12 protein-coding genes and 2 tRNA genes are annotated in these 16567 nt (G+C 63.0%); 4 read left to right on the top strand and 10 right to left on the bottom strand.

Going from position 1 to position 16567, the window contains the following annotated elements:
- Window positions 1–58: 58 nt before the first annotated feature.
- Together rlmB and rnr are read right to left on the bottom strand one after the other, a co-directional pair.
- Window positions 59–817: a 23S rRNA (guanosine(2251)-2'-O)-methyltransferase RlmB gene (gene rlmB, locus AAHK20_RS22050; protein WP_449183634.1), complete on the bottom strand. Its 759-nt coding sequence runs from the start codon at window positions 815–817 to the stop codon at window positions 59–61.
- Window positions 818–997: 180 nt separating this feature from the next.
- A complete protein-coding gene (gene rnr / locus AAHK20_RS22045; RefSeq protein ID WP_449183633.1) occupies window positions 998–3538 on the bottom strand; it encodes a ribonuclease R in 2541 nt (846 codons plus the stop codon).
- Between the two features lie 139 nt (window positions 3539–3677).
- Here rnr and AAHK20_RS22040 point away from each other — a divergent pair.
- The 4 genes from AAHK20_RS22040 to AAHK20_RS22025 all read left to right on the top strand — a co-directional run bounded on the left by AAHK20_RS22040 (window position 3678) and on the right by AAHK20_RS22025 (window position 4799).
- Window positions 3678–3762: transfer RNA gene (locus tag AAHK20_RS22040), tRNA-Leu, on the top strand.
- A gap of 160 nt (window positions 3763–3922) precedes the next feature.
- Window positions 3923–4007 (top strand) — tRNA-Leu (locus tag AAHK20_RS22035).
- A gap of 143 nt (window positions 4008–4150) precedes the next feature.
- The gene (locus AAHK20_RS22030; protein ID WP_449183632.1) at window positions 4151–4462 is read left to right on the top strand and encodes an Arm DNA-binding domain-containing protein; all 312 of its coding nucleotides are present in this window, start codon (window positions 4151–4153) and stop codon (window positions 4460–4462) included.
- A gap of 88 nt (window positions 4463–4550) precedes the next feature.
- On the top strand, window positions 4551–4799 hold the full coding sequence (locus AAHK20_RS22025) for a hypothetical protein (RefSeq protein ID WP_449183631.1): 249 nt from the start codon (window positions 4551–4553) through the stop codon (window positions 4797–4799).
- Window positions 4800–5073: 274 nt separating this feature from the next.
- Here the strand turns inward: AAHK20_RS22025 and icmH are convergent, their stop codons facing one another.
- From icmH to AAHK20_RS21985, 8 genes are all read right to left on the bottom strand, one after another.
- Window positions 5074–6291 carry a type IVB secretion system protein IcmH/DotU gene (gene icmH, locus AAHK20_RS22020; RefSeq protein WP_449183630.1) on the bottom strand — a complete coding sequence of 406 codons (1218 nt, stop codon included), beginning with the start codon at window positions 6289–6291 and terminating at the stop codon, window positions 5074–5076.
- 15 nt (window positions 6292–6306) lie between these two features.
- On the bottom strand, window positions 6307–10395 hold the full coding sequence (gene tssM / locus AAHK20_RS22015) for a type VI secretion system membrane subunit TssM (protein ID WP_449183629.1): 4089 nt from the start codon (window positions 10393–10395) through the stop codon (window positions 6307–6309).
- 25 nt (window positions 10396–10420) lie between these two features.
- Window positions 10421–11740, bottom strand: coding sequence for a type VI secretion system protein TssL, long form (gene tssL / locus AAHK20_RS22010; protein WP_449183628.1), 1320 nt, complete (start codon window positions 11738–11740; stop codon window positions 10421–10423).
- 4 nt (window positions 11741–11744) lie between these two features.
- On the bottom strand, window positions 11745–12026 hold the full coding sequence (locus AAHK20_RS22005) for a PAAR domain-containing protein (protein ID WP_449183627.1): 282 nt from the start codon (window positions 12024–12026) through the stop codon (window positions 11745–11747).
- Between the two features lie 26 nt (window positions 12027–12052).
- The gene (locus AAHK20_RS22000) at window positions 12053–12922 is read right to left on the bottom strand and encodes a DUF4123 domain-containing protein (protein WP_449183626.1); all 870 of its coding nucleotides are present in this window, start codon (window positions 12920–12922) and stop codon (window positions 12053–12055) included.
- A gap of 82 nt (window positions 12923–13004) precedes the next feature.
- A complete protein-coding gene (locus AAHK20_RS21995; protein WP_449183625.1) occupies window positions 13005–15239 on the bottom strand; it encodes a T6SS phospholipase effector Tle1-like catalytic domain-containing protein in 2235 nt (744 codons plus the stop codon).
- Complete coding sequence (locus AAHK20_RS21990) at window positions 15236–15862, bottom strand: DUF3304 domain-containing protein (protein WP_449183624.1); 627 nt, start codon at window positions 15860–15862, stop codon at window positions 15236–15238. Before AAHK20_RS21990 ends, AAHK20_RS21995 begins: the two co-directional genes overlap by 4 nt.
- Window positions 15859–16476, bottom strand: a complete 618-nt coding sequence (locus tag AAHK20_RS21985) for a DUF3304 domain-containing protein (RefSeq protein WP_449183623.1) — start codon at window positions 16474–16476, stop codon at window positions 15859–15861. The genes AAHK20_RS21990 and AAHK20_RS21985 overlap by 4 nt, the downstream gene beginning before the upstream one ends.
- Window positions 16477–16567 lie beyond the last annotated feature (91 nt).

Genomic DNA, 16567 nt, shown 5'->3' with positions numbered 1-16567 from the left:
GAGGAAGAGAGGCTTGCAGAAAAGCGGAAGTTTACCGGAGTCGGGACGACGGAAATGACTACGCCTTGGCGCCGGCCTTGACCGCGCCGCGCTGTCTCACCGCTTCGAACAAACACACCCCGCTCGCCACCGATACGTTGAGGCTTTCCACCGTCCCCGCCATCGGAATATGCATGACCTCGTCGCAAGTATCGCGCGTGAGACGGCGCATGCCCTCGCCTTCCGCACCCATCACGAGCGCCACCGGGCCGTCGAGCTTGGTCTCGTAGAGGCTCGCGGTCGCCTCGCCTGCCGTCCCGACCACCCACACGCCCGCGTCCTTCAATTCGCGCAGCGCGCGCGCCAGATTCGTGACGGTGATGTACGGCACCGTGTCGGCCGCGCCGCTTGCCACCTTCGCGGCCGTCGCGTTCAAGCCCGCCGAACGGTCGCGCGGCGCGATCACTGCGTGCGCGCCCGCCGCATCGGCAACCCGCAGGCAAGCGCCCAGGTTGTGCGGATCGGTGACGCCATCGAGCACCAGCAGGAGCGCCGGGCCGTTGATACCGTCGAGCAGTTCAGCGAGGTTCTGCGCGAGCGGCACGTCGCCCGCGAGCGCGACGACGCCCTGGTGGCGCTCGGTCCGCGCGAGACCCCACAGGCGCGTCTCATCGGCTGCGATCAGCCGCACGCCCGCCTCCTTGGCCGTCTGCAGGAAGTCCTGCATGCGGCGATCGCGCCGCGTCGCGTCGTAAAACACCTCCTCGACCGTCGACGCGTCGTGCCGCATACGCGCGGTCACTGCGTGAAAACCGTATAGAACCTTGTGACGTGCCATGACTGAAACAACCTTTGCTTGAACGAGCGCGACGATGATGAACGGGCCGGAGCCAGGCTGCACGACCATCGCGCGTAACACAATGAAAGGCGCCGCACAGCGAGACCAGATGGCCCGCCATGCGGCGCGATGGGGCGCCGCGTACCGCGCGCCATCAAGCGGCGCGCGGCACGCGTTGCATCAATACTTCTTGCGCGAGCGGGTTTTCGACGCCGATTTCGACGCCGCGCGTTTCTTCGGCGCTCCGCCGCGCGAAGCCCGCGCTTCCTTCACGGCCACCGACTTCGCGGGCGCGGCCTTCTTGCGGTGCGCGCCGTCCACTGCGGGCAGCGAGCGAACGCGCGGCCCCGCTTCGCCATCGAGCATCGATTTGTCGGCGAGCGCCGGACGGCTGCCGGGCGCCTTGATCGGCGTATCGCGCACGAGGCGGAAGTCGATCTTGCGCGCGTCGAGATCGACGCGGCTCACCTGCACGCGCACGCGGTCCGACAGCCGGTAGCGGATGCCGGTGCGCTCGCCGCGCAATTCGTTCTTGACCTCGTCGTACTGGAAGTAGTCCGAGCCGAGCTCGGTCACGTGCACGAGGCCCTCGATAAAGAGCGCATCGAGCTGCACGAAGATGCCGAACGACGTCACGCCGCTCACCATGCCGCCGTACTCTTCGCCGAGCTTGTCGCGCATGAAGTAGCACTTGAGCCACGCTTCGACGTCGCGCGACGCTTCATCGGCGCGCCGCTCGTTCGCCGAGCAATGGAGGCCGAGCTCTTCCCAGATCGCCGTGTTCGAACGCGCGCGGCCGCGCGATTCGTCGTCGGCCTGCTGCATCGCACGCGCGCGCGGGGAAATCGCCGTGTTGAGCGCGACGCCGTGCGGCGTGGCCGGCTGGTATTTGCGGCCCGACAGGATCGCGTAGATCGCGCGGTGCGTGAGCAGGTCGGGGTAGCGGCGGATCGGGCTCGTGAAGTGCGCGTAGGCGTCGTAAGCGAGACCGAAGTGGCCGATGTTGTCCGGGCTGTAGACCGCCTGTTGCATCGAGCGCAGCAGCATCGTCTGCAGCATCTGCGCGTCGGGCCGGTCGCGAATCTGCGCCATCAAGGCGGCGTAGTCGCTCGCGTGCGGCGTGTCGCCGCCACCAAGCGTCAAGCCCATGCCGCGGAGGAACGTGCGGAGGTTTTCGAGCTTTTCCGCCGTCGGCCCCGCGTGCACGCGGTAGAGGCCCGGGTGCTTGTTGCGCTTCATGAAGTCGGCTGCGCAGACGTTCGCGGCCAACATGCATTCTTCGATCAGCTTGTGCGCGTCGTTGCGCTGGCGCGGCACGATCTGCTCGATCTTGCCCTGCGCGTTGCAGACGATGTAGGTCTCGGTCGTGTCGAAGTCGATCGCGCCGCGCTTCTGGCGCGCGGCGAACAACGACTTGTAGACGCCGTAAAGGTTTTGCAATTGCGGCAGAAGCGCCGCGCGACGCACCGCCTCCGGACCCTTCGTGTTCGCCAGCACCGCCGCGACTTCGGTATACGTGAGACGCGCCGCCGAATGCATCACGCCCGGGTAGAACTGGTACGCCTTGATCTCGCCGCGCGTGGTGATGACCATGTCGCACACGAGCACGCAACGGTCGACCTGCGGATTGAGCGAGCACAGCCCGTTCGACAGCTTCTCCGGCAGCATCGGAATCACACGGCGCGGGAAATAGACCGACGTGCTGCGCTCGAGCGCGTCGACATCGAGACCGTTGTCCGGCTGTACGTAGTAGGAGACATCGGCGATCGCGACGATCAGGCGGAAGCCATCGCCGCGGCCGACCTTGATCGGTTCGCAATAGACGGCATCGTCGAAATCGCGAGCGTCTTCGCCGTCGATCGTGACGAGCGGCACGTCGCGCAAATCGACGCGATGACGAATGTCGACCGGGCGCACCTCGTCGGGCAGCTTCGCCGCCTGCTGAAGCGCGGCATCGCTGAACTCGTGCGGCACGCCGTACTTGCGCACCGCGATTTCGATTTCCATGCCGGGGTCGTCGATGTCGCCGAGCACTTCGGCCACGCGCCCGAGCGGCTGCGAATGGCGGCTCGGGAAATCGGTCAGATCGACGACGACGACCTGCCCAACCTTCGCCTTCTTCGTGTTCTGCGTGATCAGGATGTCGTGACCGATGCGCTTGTCCTCGGGCGCGACGATCAGCGCGCCGTTCTCGTTCAAGAGCCGGCCGATGACGCGCTTGTTCGCGCGATCGGTGACCTCGACGACGTGCCCTTCCGGCCGCCCGCGCCGGTCATAGCCGACGATGCGCGCGAGCACGCGGTCGTTGTGCATGACCTTCTGCATCTCGGTGTTGGGCAGGAACAAGTCGTCCTGGCCGTCATCGCGGATGACGAAGCCGAAGCCGTCGCGGTGGCCCTGCACGCGGCCTGCGACAAAGTTCGAGGGATGGGTCAACTGATAGTAGCCGCGCTTGTCGAGGCGGATCTGGCCATCGCGTTCCATGGCAGCCAGACGCTTGAAAAATCCTTCGCGTTCCTGGCGTTTGATCGACAGCGTTTCGGCGATGTCGTTTGCGGCTAGCGGCGATTCGCTGGTGCGCAGCACGCCGAGAATTTCTTCCCGGCTCGGGATCGGATAGGGATATTTGCTCAAGGGCTTGTCGATGATTTGTACTCGTCTCGGTCGGATCGCGGGTCGCTGGTCGTTGACTTGAGCGGGCTGGCGGGCAGTGCGGGCCATTCTATCACCCGCCGTGCGGCCGACCAGCCCCGCAGCAAGCGCCGCGCGGCAGTGCGGCGGCGGCCCATCGAAGCCAATCAAAATGCTTGACAGCCTCTCGAGGCCCGCTATAATTACGGTCTTTGCAGCACACGCACCTGCCCAGGTGGCGGAATTGGTAGACGCACTAGTTTCAGGTACTAGCGGGTAACTCCGTGGAGGTTCGAGTCCTCTCTTGGGCACCAGATTCGAAAAGGCCAGCATTCGCTGGCCTTTTTCATTTCCAGTCGAGAAAGCGACGTGTCTACGCACTTTGTGCGAGCCTGACGCCCTCCTCGTCAATGATTCACTTTCCAATTGACACTATCCGCCATCTCGTTACAATAGCGCTCTAGCTTGAAGCAAGCCCAGGTGGCGGAATTGGTAGACGCACTAGTTTCAGGTACTAGCGGGTAACTCCGTGGAGGTTCGAGTCCTCTCCTGGGCACCACAAGCAGTTCCGGCGCAAGCCGAAGTAGTCCGAGAAACCCCGTAAGATCAAAGTCTTACGGGGTTTTTTGTTTCCGCGGACGACTGCCACATACCTGTGGTATCGAAGATTTTTGCGTATGCGCGGAGTCGAGGTGCCAAGCCATGCCCACGCGCGTTGAACCGAAGTCCGAAGTGGTGTTTCGTGTCGCCAAACCGCGCGAGCGTCCATACCTGATCACCGATGGGAACGGACTCGCCCTGCGCGTCTGGCCGGGCGGAAGCAAAACGTGGCTGCTTCGCTATCGCCGACCGGGCACCGGAAAGGAAAACGTTCTCAGCCTTGGGCCCTACCCTGAGGTCGCGCTCGTCGAGGCGCGCAAGTCTGCCGCGATCGCCAGCAGCCTGGTTCGAGAGGGTACCGATCCGATCGAGCATCGCAGATGCCAAATCTGCCGCACGCAACCGTGCTGCTGAGGGCGCGTTCCACCTCGTCGCCGAGAACTGGCTCGCCTTCAAACGGAAGGAGTGGGCCGACGAGACCTACCGCAAAGCGGAATTCGTGGTGCGGCAATACGTGGGCGGCATCGTCACTTACGCGATCCACCAGAGCCTGAGGGAGGACGGCATTCCCTTATCGCTGCGCGGTGTCATCCCGAGACACAAGAAAGGACACATCCCTGCGATCACGGAGCCCACCGAAATCGCCCCGCTTGCGGAAGCCATCAATACGGCAACGGGAAAATCAATACTCTGCGTGTGGACTGCGAAACAATCGGATGGCGCGGTTTGGCTGGTCGACTGCAAGAGTTGACTCCTCTGCGGGTCAACGCTGTTGAAGCGATGGACGCGGTAACGCTGTAGTCGGGATTTCCTGCCGAAAGAAAAAGCAGCGACGCAAACCACCGCAGTAGTCGCAAACGCCACGTACTCTGCGCCGTTATTCCTGTCCGTCGCGATGCGGATGCTCACCTTCACGGCCTGCGCAATTGTCAACCCTTGCGGCTGCGCGGATGAACCATGTCGCGACCTTGCACATCCTGCATATGCAGCTCCGTTTCAGGCACTAAGTGATTCGGTCCCGTGCATCAATTCGATACGATTACTTCGACACGGCGATTTCTCGCCCGTCCCTGGCTCGTGCCGTTGTCGGCCAGAGGGTCGGCATCGCTCTGTCCGGTCACGTCGACGCGTTGCATCGGCACGCCAGCTGCAACGAGAATTTGCGCAACCTGTCGGGCGCGCGCTTCCGAGAGCGCCTGATTCGAACCCTGGTGTGTCGTACTCGCTGCCATGCTGTCTGCATACCCGGCAACTCGCACATTCGCATTCACCGGCGACGTTGCGATTTCCCGGCCGACCGAAGCCACCACGGAAGCCCACCAAGGGGCTACCGTCACGTCGCCGGACGCATACATCCCATTGAATCTGAGCGTCAACGTGTTCTTCATCGCATCCCGGTTCAGTTCAACATTCCCAGCGACGATCTCATCGCGTAGTCGCTCTTCCAGTCCTTGCGCCAACGAATCAAGATATGACGATGTGGCCGCTGGTTGCTTCGCGCGAACCCAATGGTCCACTGCGGCGTAGCCCCCCGCCCCCAGCATCAGCGCAACGGCAAGACCGCTGATGATCCGCAGGCTCGACCGACGCGCTGGCGCGGGATGCGCCCACCGATCCAACGTCTGTCTCGACCACAGGCCAGGCTCGTCGACGCGGGCCCCGCTGAGCCCGCCCATTACCGCCACGTCGTGTACGCGTTCGCGAATGTCCAGCAGGCGCTTCTGACCACCGTTCTCAAAGCGGTATCGCCCCCGAAAGCCGAGATCGAGGACGTTCTGGAACAACTCAATCAGATCGAGATGCTCGCGCGGACTGCGCATTGCCTCGTCGATCAGATGGAAAACGCGATCACCGCCCTGTCGATCGTGGCCGAACGCCATCGCCAGACCGGTCGTCTGCCATTCGGCACCGGTCGTCTCGCCCTTTCCCCAGCTCGTCTGCATGGCGGCTTCATCGAGCGCGGCGCACAGGCAATAGCTCGCACTCCTGACGTGCTCAGGCCGAAGCCTTAGTTCACTGCAAACGCGCGTGAACAGGCGGAGCTCGTGTTCCAGCCATCGGCGTCGTCGCACAACGGCATCGGCATCGAGCGCTTCGGGTGTATCAACCAGCGCGTATAGCAAGACGCGCGCCGCTTCAAGTAACGGATTGACCGCTTGCTCTGCCGCCTTGAGCCGCGCGGCGATGGGCGGTGACGCCAGTACACCGGCGTCATTGCGCAGATCGGCGGTAGAAATAGTCATCATGCTCCCCCCGGTTCATCGGGAAACGCTTCCCGGACTCGACGGCAACGTGCCGCGCGGCAATCCAGGCGGCGGACCGCTATCGGACAGATTGAACATCGGCATCGAGGTCGGGCAGCGGAACGTCTTCAGCACGTCGCTCGTCAGCGGATTCGCGACGCTCCCGGCGCTCGCAATATCGAGTACCGCCTTTCGACCGTCGAAATCCAATGCGACACGCGTGCGGCCCGGCGTAGCCGTTTCGACCATATGGCCCTTCTGGAGAAGGCGCATCAACGCCCACGGGCCATCGGTCGTGATCGTCGACGTGTCCGGGCGGATGCTGGGGCTGGCTGTGATCTCCGTGTGAACACCGCCGCGCGGCCCCGGCCACGACACCGTGAAAGGCACGACCGGACCGTGCTGATACAGCGAGTTCTGACCGTCGATGTCGAGCGATAGGCTCGTGATCGACGGATCAAGCTCTGGAATCCGGATGTCGGCCTTCCAGGCCAGTTGCTTGTGGGTCGGATCACTGAAGAAGACGTCACGGATCGCCTTCGCATGTTCGAACGGCTCCAGATCCGGCCCTTGCACCGGTTCTGTCGCGCCGGGCAGCGTTCGGTAACGCCACGGCTTCGCGGAGGTGTCCACGAACGGCGCCAGCGTCTTCGTAAAGAAATCGTCGATCACACCACCCTGCGCGAACACGCGCGTGAAGTCGTCGATGCTGACGTCGCGGCTACTGTCGGGCGAGAACGGATAGTTGCCCTCGATGTCGAGCCGGCACATGTCGCCGACCACCGCCTGCATCTGGCGCGACAGCAGTTGGCCGATGCCCTGGTTGACTTCGTGCGAACCGTCGACCGCAAGCTGCAGCAGCACCGCCCGGAATGGCGCCGGCATCGTGTCGGCGGTCATCTTGAGCTTCGCCGCCGTGTCGCTCGCGGGCGGCATACTGTTGTTCGAGATTGCGTTATCGGCGACAGTCAGCGCGGTGTAGTAATCGTTCAGCAGGTTGGTGACGCCATTGAGGCCGGTCTTGCCGGCCTGCGCGGCGGCCGCTTGTGGACCGGTCTGAGCGTCGGCATTACCGGTCACGACCTCGCGCAGCGCGGCGAAATGGTTGTCGACCAGTTCCTGCTCGACGCGCTCGGACGCGCGGATGCCGAGTGCCTTGTCGGCCTTCTGGTTGAGCTGGTCGGCTGCTTTCTGCAGAAACGAGCTATCCGAACCGGCAACTGGCTGCGTGAGCGTCGTTTCGTGCACGGCGGCACGAGCAAGACGCGCGAGCGGCGAATCCGGCGCCGCGAAGCTGCGCAGCACCTGGAGATCGAACGCAAGGCTCGTGCCGCTCACGGTCCGGATGTCGTTGAGAAACGCGTCCCACTGCTGCGCGTACTCCATCAGGTACGTGCGGCGGACTGCGTCGGTCAGTGCGTCGTCCACGCTCGTTGCCGTACTCACGATCTCAGCAGTTTTTTTTTGAGCCTCGCCAAGATATGAGCGCCCCATGACCCACGCGTCGTCGTCGCGTGCGATCTGCACGAACTCGGGTAGCCGCTTGTCGAACAGGTTCCGGTAGCCGTCGAAAGTAAAGAGACCCGGCACGCCGCGCGAGAGGGGCTCCCCGCTCGCCCGCGTGAACACCGTCCCTGCCTGCGGACCGACCGCGCGCAGCAGCGTGAACTCGTCCGGCGCTTCCTTCAGCATCGCGGCCTTCGCACGCTGATAGAGACGGTCAGTGGCGTTGCTGCCGTCGAGGAACGCCCGGGCCTGCTGGATCAGCGCATCGTTGCGGATAAGCGGCGACTGCACGACGCGCTCGCCGGAGAAAAGCTGCCGGACGTGGTCGATCATCGATGCCCGTCCGCCGAAAATCGCCGCGCTATCGTTTTTCGCCCAGTCGTCGAGCACCCACGCCTCGACGTCGGCGGCATTGAATTTCGCCTTGTCGTAGAGCATCAGGTATACCCGCAGCGCGTCGTAGGCCGTCTTCGAATCCTTGTTGGCGACAGCCCCGGAGATCACGTCCTCCATCCGGTGCACGATCTGCGGTAGCAGGAGGTTTCCCTCCAGCGCATCGTAGGTGTCGCCGCTCTCCGTCGCGATGTCCGGCGGCGCATAGAGACCATAGCGCCATGTGCTGTCGGGATCGGACAGGTCGAGATTCGGGAAGGTCGGCAGGTAGCGCGCCTCGGTCAGCGTATCGGGCACGGCTTCCGGCTTGGGCTCCTTGTAGAGCTGGGTGACGCGCGTTGCGAGCGCCTGCACCTTGCGGCCGATCGCATCCAGATAGTCGCTGTTGTTGCCGAAGCTCACGCGCAGGCCAATCGCGAGCCAGACGAACAGCAGCAAGGCGAGCGCATGACCGATCAGGCGCAGCAGCCGGTAGCGGTATTCCCAGCGCAGGTTGGGGCTGACGAGATGCGCTTCCGGAAACACCACGCGCGTCAGAAGATCGTGGAGGAAGAAGCTCTGCTTACCCTCGGGCTTCGCAGCGTCGACGGCCGGGCTCTCTGCCGTCGACACAAGACGCTGCACCACCGTGCGCCGATCGGCGGCAACCACACTATCGCGTTGCTGCGCACTGGTGAAATACACACCCCGCAGCGTCGAATGCAGCTGGGTGTCGTCGTACCGCGAATCGAGAAACACGCGGTCGATCAGATCGACCAGCGGTCCGACCAGCGCCGAAAATTCCTCGGGAAGCGCGGCGAGCCGCCGCCGTTTGCGCGAATCGTATTCATCCTGCAGGCGTGTATCGACTGTGTCTGCAATTCGTCCCGCAAGCTGGCGAAGCTCATCGTGGCAGCGCGGCCGCAGCCCTTCCTTCGCGACCGTTTCCTTCCCGTACGGAAGGGTGAAACCCCACGCCTGTGCGCGGCTTTCGGCCGTCAGCCCACCGAAGTACTCCGCAAATCCCGTCAGGCGGTCCATCTTCGTGACGAGCAGGTAGACGGGGAAGCGGATACCCAGTTCGCGCCGCAGTTCGGCGAGTCGCGCGCGTAGCACGGCCGCCTCGGCGATCCGCGCCTGTTCGTCAGCCCTGGCGAGCGTGGCAAGATCGACCGACAGCAGCGCGCCGTTGATGGGTGCGCGAGGCCGATGCCGGCGCAGCATGCCGAGAAAACCCAGCCATTCCGCCCGATCCAGCTCCTGTCGCCGGTCGCCCCCGTCGGCGCGGATCGGAACGACATTCACGCTGGATTTCGTGACTGCGGCTGTACGGGATTCGGACGACGCTTCATCCTTACCGCTGCCCGAGGCCCCTTCCGCCGCTGGTTGAGCCGCTCCGTGCGCGCCAGACGTGCTGGTTGCGAGCTCATCCGGCTGCTGGGCCGGCTGTTCGTCCGCCCTCGCCGTCGAAGTGCCGTGGCGCGTGTAATAGCCCGCCGTGTCGATCAGCACCGCATCGTTGGTCAGCCACCAGTCCACTGCGGCGGCATGGCCCTCCAGCGCCCCGGCCGCACGCTGCATCTGTTCCGCGACGGGGAACGACAAGCCACCGTTAAGCAATGCACTCGTCTTGCCCGAGCCTTGCGAGCCGAGCGTGATGTACCAGGGCAACTCGTACAGGTAGCGCTTGCCCTGAAACAGCCTGCCGGGACCACGCGCGCCCGTGCGCATCGACTTCAGCCGCGCCAGCGCACTCGTGACGATCGCGTTGACCTTTTGCAGCCGCGGCGCAGCGGGCGATTCTTCCTTCTGGCCGCCGAACTGCAGCATCTTCTTCAGGAACTGTTCGTCGTCGCGCATCTTCTGCCAGAGGCGGAACATGCAGTAGATGACGAAGATCGTCAGCACCAGACCGATGGCAACCAACCGGGCCGAAACGGGTTCGAATGGCGCAGCATGACCAAAGGAGAGAAGCGGCGCCGCATACCAGATCAGCAGGCACAGCAGCGCGACGAATACGATGCCCGTCGACCAGCCCGCGAGCCAGAGCAGCACGCCGGCGAGCAGCAGGGCAATCAGCAGGACACGCATGTCGACCGCGGCAAGAGGCTTGAGTCCGCCGAACGCGAAGAACGGTCCGACAAACCAGATCACCAGCGCGACGACGATCAGCGCGACGAACGCAAGAAACTGGCGCGATGCGAGAAACGAAAGGAACTTCTTCATGTTCTATTCCGGAAGCAGGTCTGGCTCATTGCGCGACGACGATCTCGACGCGCCGGTTCTGCGCGCGTCCCTGGGCGATGCGGTTGTCGCCGACCGGATCGGCGTCGCCCTTGCCGACGGCCTCGAGACGGTGCGCCGGCACGCCGGCCGACTGCAGCATCTGCACGACTTGGGTCGCCCGCTCTTCCGACAACGCCTGATTCGATGCGAACTGGCGGCTGCGGATCGGCACGTTGTCCGTATAGCCGAGCACGGTCACCTTGCCGGGCACCCTCGCGATCTCGCCCGCGATCTTCGCGATCAGCGGTCCCATCGTCGCCTTAACCGATGCGCCACCGGGTTGGAACATCGCGTCGCCGCGGAAGGTGACCGCGCTATGACGCGCGTCCTCGTCGACGCTCACGGTCCCGGCTGCAATCTCATTCTTGAGCAGCTGTTTCAAATGCAATTGCGGCGGCGCGGGTGGCGGCGTCATACGGCCGATGTCGGCGATCTGCTTCTGGACGTCCGTGCTGCGGCTCATCAGTTCGTATTTGAACCAGCCGAACAGACCGAGCAGGATCACCGATAAAACGGTCACCGTGATCCACACAGGGAAATCGTAGAAAGACAGACGCTTGCCTTTCACATCGGATTGCCAGTGAGGTGAGAGCGACATCGGCGGCGCGCCACGCTGCGCCGTGATTTCGTTGTAGAGGCGCTGGCGGATCGCGTCGTGCTTGCGTTTGCCATTGGCCTCGTGCCGGTAGCGTCCTTCGAAGCCGAGACTGAGAATGCGGTAGATGACTTCGAGCAGATCGTAGTGTTCGCGCGGGTCTTCCAGCAGCCGGCCGATCAACAGATAAACCTTGTCGCCGCCCTGACGGTCCTCATGGAAGGTCGTCGCCAGACCACTCGTGAGCCATTCGACGCCAGTGTCACCGCCCTTGCCCCACTCGGTTTGCATGGCAGCCTCGTCAAGCGACGTGCACAGGCAATAGCGAGCGCCGATCATGTGGTCTCGCCGGATGTTGGACTGTTCGCACAACTTATGAAAAGTACGCATTTCCTGCTGGAGCAAATCGCGCAGCGATGCAATGGCCGGCTTGGACGAGAGCTTTTCCGGCATGTCGGCCTGCGCACGCAGCAGTACCCGCGCCGCCTCCAGTAGCGGGTTCCTTGCCGCAAGTACCCCGGCCAGACGCTCGTCAAAGGGTTCCGGTGGTGCCGCCTTGAGTGGTATCTGCACGCCAGCCTCGGCGTTGGTGGCCGCGGCGTTGACATCGCGGGTGGACGGTGTCTCGATCGATACGTGCGGGGAGCCTGCGGGCGACTCGATGCCAGACAAGCCACTAATCTTTGCCATGCGCTCAGTCTCCAACGCCTGTGGTTGTGCTGCCAATCAGCGTGCAGCCGCATTCGGTATGGTGACCATGCAGCGCCACACGTACGCCGCCGATCGTGAACGTCGGGTGGGCTTCGATAATCTTGTTAATCCCGTGCTGTCGTCCGTCTGGGTACTTCTGCGGGCAGTCGACCAGGTCAAACAGCCGCGCAATCCGCTTACCGCCGATCGTGTGCGTTTCCGAGCCGGAGATGACCCGTCCCCCATGTGAGGTCAGGTCGCCGACCACGATAATCTGCATTGCCATGTTCATTCCTTCATCAAACGCTTTTTCTATCGGGCGGCGCTAGTTTCCACGTCGCGTTTGTGCCTGAGTTCGTCCCAGACATGGCGCGGAATGTTGTCCATCACTGCACCAAAAGACTTGCCCTTTGCCCTGCCTGCCAGCGCATCGTGGATGCGGCGATGGTGGTCGAAGTCAGAACCGTAGAGGTAACTGTGCTGACAGAATGCGAGTCGTTCGGCGGGCTCAGAAAACCCCCATTGCACGGCCCGCTGGTAGCGGGGCAAAAACCCGTTGAACCGTTCCAGATAGGAGCCACCTGGATCGACCAGGCCGGATTCCATCAGTGACGCCAGCATTTCATCGGGTTCGGTATGGGCGCAAAGCGTATCGACATCGGACTGCTCCAGCTCAATCCTGATTGAGCGGCAGATGCGGGCACCCGTCAGCGAGTCGTTCTCGATGCGTTGCCAGTGCTCGTGACGGCCCCGGTACATCCATCGCTCGATCGGTCCCATGAACATGCCGCCGATCTGCTCGCCCCATACCTTGAACACGGCGTCCGTGATGCGCGGGTCGAAATAGCGCACCATGGCTGTCATGCCATCGCCGATGTCGGCGAACAGGAATGCCTGCAGATGTGCAATCAGCGTCTGCGCATCTACGCGGCTCCAGACCAGCGACAGGCAGGGTGAGTGCCGATCGATCCTGTCGAGTTCAACCACCCAGTCAGCCTCGGTATCCGTGATCGGAGCCAGAAACAGCGAGGCCGGCCCCAGTTCTTCCTCGGGCAGGCCGGAGAAGACGGAGCAGAAGTCAGCACCGGACTTCTCCAGCAAGGGGTAAATGAGACCTGGGCTTGCCGCAGCATCGATCAGGCCCAGGAGGCGGGTGCGCGCCCGGGTGGGACTCGACGTCATTCCCGCACCATCGGGTAAATGGGCGTCATGGCAAGCACAGGTTGCCTGGATCGTTCACGCATGTTTGTCCTGGCATCGCGAGTCATGCCAACTCCGTTTCCTGCGTGGCCTCGGTGGCGTCGTTCAGTGCCACCAGAAGCGGATCGAAACCGAGCACGCTGGCGCGGGTGTTATCCCCGATAAAAACGATGCGCGCCCAAAAGTAGCCGCCCGGCGCGTATTCATGGAAATACGGCACGCGGAACCAGCAACGGCTGTCATGCACGTAATCGTCGAACAGTCTGATGGCAGCATCGGGCAACTGCCTCGCCGCCTCCAGCGAGGCGTGCTGGCGAAGGAACGGGAGCGCCTTCTCGACCGGCTCGAGCACCACATCGTCAGCTACGTTGTAGCTTCGCACCCCCAAGGTACGCACGGTGTCCAGCTTGACACCGTCGACCAGCCTCACCTGTGGCGAAGTACTCCCCGGCGGATCATCACGGATTCCGTCATGCTGCACCGAGAGTTGCGGGGGCGCAGGCGGGCGCGCATAGGCCCGAACGGCGGGAGGTCGGGGCTGCGCGGTCGCACGGACCTGCCAGCGATTCCGTTGATCGGGGTGTAGGCGGCCGAGGAGCAGCCGCATCTCTTCGGCTCCCTGCCGCAGGTCTGTCTTGTCGTTCGTGCCAATGTCGTAGGCCGTTTCGCCCGGACGTGCTGCGTTCGGTGGGTCGTTGGGGCCAGGTTTCGCATCCGGATGGGCAACCTGGCCGCACAGTTTTTCCGTGCGTGTCTGAATCGCGTCCTTGATGGCTGAAATCTGGCTCTTGGCTGCACTCACCCCGGAAGGATCATACGGCTGACCAAGACCGCCCGTGGCCTCCCATTGCTGCCGCTCGGCCCGTTTCAACTGTGCATTCAGGTCCTGAATCTGGGAATCGGTCTTCACCGCGTCGCCCACACCCAGCGCAACCTGCTCGGGGTTCTTCGGATCTTCCTTTGCACGCCGGAAAAACGGCCGTTCGGTGACGTAGTCGGCAGTGCCGATCTGCGCGCGCAGCGTGCGCCAGCTGAGCAACTGGCCCATGCCGAATTTGATGGCATCTTCGATGCGGCTGACCGACGCCGTGGTCCCGAGCCACGCGTTGAAGGCTGCCACCGTTGAAGGGTCCAGCGCAAAATCTCCGGCCACCCTAGGAGTATTCTGTATGTCCTCGGCCCGCATGAGCGGCACGCCGTATTTCAGCGCGGCGATGTACATGTCGTGTAACGGGATCTGGCTGAGCTTGCGTGAATCGGCGCCCTGCCCCTTGTCGTCACAACCCTTGCCCTGCTCGCCAGGCCCATAGCCGCCGCCCACATCCGAATGCACGCCGGGATAGCCGATTTCGTGCCGTATGTCGCCCACATAGCTGGCGTCCTTGCGGATCGAATCGAGCGGAAAGCTCATGCGCTGTTCGTGAATCGAAAACGCATGCACGCACGCCCTGACCTGAGGGGGAATGGCCATTGCGCCGCCGCCGGCAAACTCGTAATGCCCTGCAATATCCTTATCATTTGCTAGCACACGCGCGGAATCGGGCGGGCCGACCGATACGACCGTATCGAACAGACCCATGAAGTTGACCGTATAGGGCAGTGCATATTTACCGGTCTTGTGGCCGAGCCTACCGCCGGGAGCCCACTCGTTGATGAGCTTGTGGACGAACGCCCGGGCACCGGCTGCGCCGCGCGAAAAGCCGATCACGTTGATCCAGATCTGTTTGACCGTACGGGGCCATGCGCTGTCGTCGACGGCATCTTTCATTGCGCCGCCAAGCCGGTCGAGATATGGCTTGAAACCGGCCATGTGGCCGTCTGCACCGGCGATGGAAAGCCGATGCGCATCATCAAAAGAAATGAGTTCCCGTGTCTTGTCCGTGCCAATCGCGGAATACACCGCATTCAGTAGACACGTATAACCCCACACGCAGCGTGCGCTAAAGCCGGCACCCATTGCCTTGCCCAACGGACTGTAGGTGGTCTCGCCGATCTGCGGGAACGGCGTGCCGACGCCGGGAATGTAGTACGGGAAGATACCCTTGTCCTTGTCATCCACGGCGGCGTTGAAAAGCCGTGCGACATTCGTGTGGGCCTTCTTCTTCGAATCCCGCCAGATCTTGTTGTCCTTGGCATCATTGTTGTTGGTGCCGTCGAAGAACAGCGTGATGTGCAGCGTCTGCGGGCATGACATGTTCGGGTCGGTCACACGGCAGATACCGGTCGCCCAGGCCTCATCGCTTTCCTTTTTCGTCACACGGCCGCTTGCCGGCATCTGTTCAGGCCATTCAAGACTCATTGCGCATCCCCTCCGTCGCGATACAACCGGTTCCATTCGTCATCGCGCACACCCTGCACGATGTAGGGATCGTTATCGGGTGGACGGTGGTTGAGATCGTTTCCCCCAGAGCTGTTGCCGTCGGCAACCATCAACCGGACCCGGTCGCCCGGCAGGAAGATGGCCCATATGCTGCCGACCTGATGGCCGTCGTACTTCGCAATCTGCACGCTCTCGGCCTTGTACCAGTCGCCCGGCGCCTTCGCGCCGAGCTTCTTGACATCCTTGAATACCAGCCAGCGCACCGTCAGGCGCAGCTCCGGCTGCCAGTTGTGTGGAATGCTGGTGCAGCAGGTTTCCTTCGCACCTCCAGAAGGACTGCCATCGTCGTGCGCTGGCATAACGTTCGGGCCTCCGCCTCCAATGTGCGTGTCGGCCGGACCAGCCAGTTCCCACGTATGGATGTACCAGGGGGTGTAGTTCAGGGACTTGCTTCCGCCGCTCATGAGTTCAACCTGAGGTTGCACCACCACATGCGTGGTCACGGGTGGCGGAGATTCGGCGCACGCTGAAAGCGACAGCGCGATGGTCGACAGCAGGCCCGCAGTAACGCATCGGCGCAGGTATCGTGAAGGGAGATTCATTGCGCATCCCCTCCGTCGCGATACAACCGGTTCCATTCGTCATCGCGCACACCCTGCACGATGTAGGGATCGTTATCGGGTGGACGGTGGTTGAGATCGTTTCCCCCAGAGCTGTTGCCGTCGGCAACCATCAACCGGACACGATCGCCCGGCAGGAAGATGGCCCATATGCTGCCGACCTGATAGCCGTTGTACTTTGCGATCTGCACGTTCTCGGCCTTGTACCAATAGCCCGGTGTCTTGCCATCCTGTTTCTTGTCCACTAGCCAGCGCACCGTCAAGCGCAGGTCCGGTTGCCAGTTTTGTGGAATGCTGGTGCAGCAGGTTTCCTTCGCACCACCAGAAGGACTGCCATCGTCGTGCGCTGGCATAACGTTCGGACCTCCGCCTCCAATGTGCGTGCCGGCCGGACCAGCCAGCTCCCACGTATGGATGTACCAGGGGGTGTAGTTCAGCGATTTGCTTCCGCCGCTCATGAGTTCAACCTGAGGTTGCACCACGACATGCGTGATCGCGGGTGGCGGAGATTCGGCGCACGCTGAAAGCGACAGCGCGATGGCCGACAGCAGGCCCGCAGTAACGCATCGGCGCAGGTATCGTGAAGCGGGACTCATTGCTTGATTCCTTGTGCCACTCCGTTGGGAAACAGTCGGTTCCATTCGTCATCGCGCACACCCTGCACGATGTAGGGATCGTTATCGGGTG

This window comes from Trinickia camelliae, assembly GCF_053525655.1.
The sequence above is the reverse complement of the archived record's forward strand: the minus strand, read 5'-3'. Positions and strand labels throughout refer to the sequence as shown.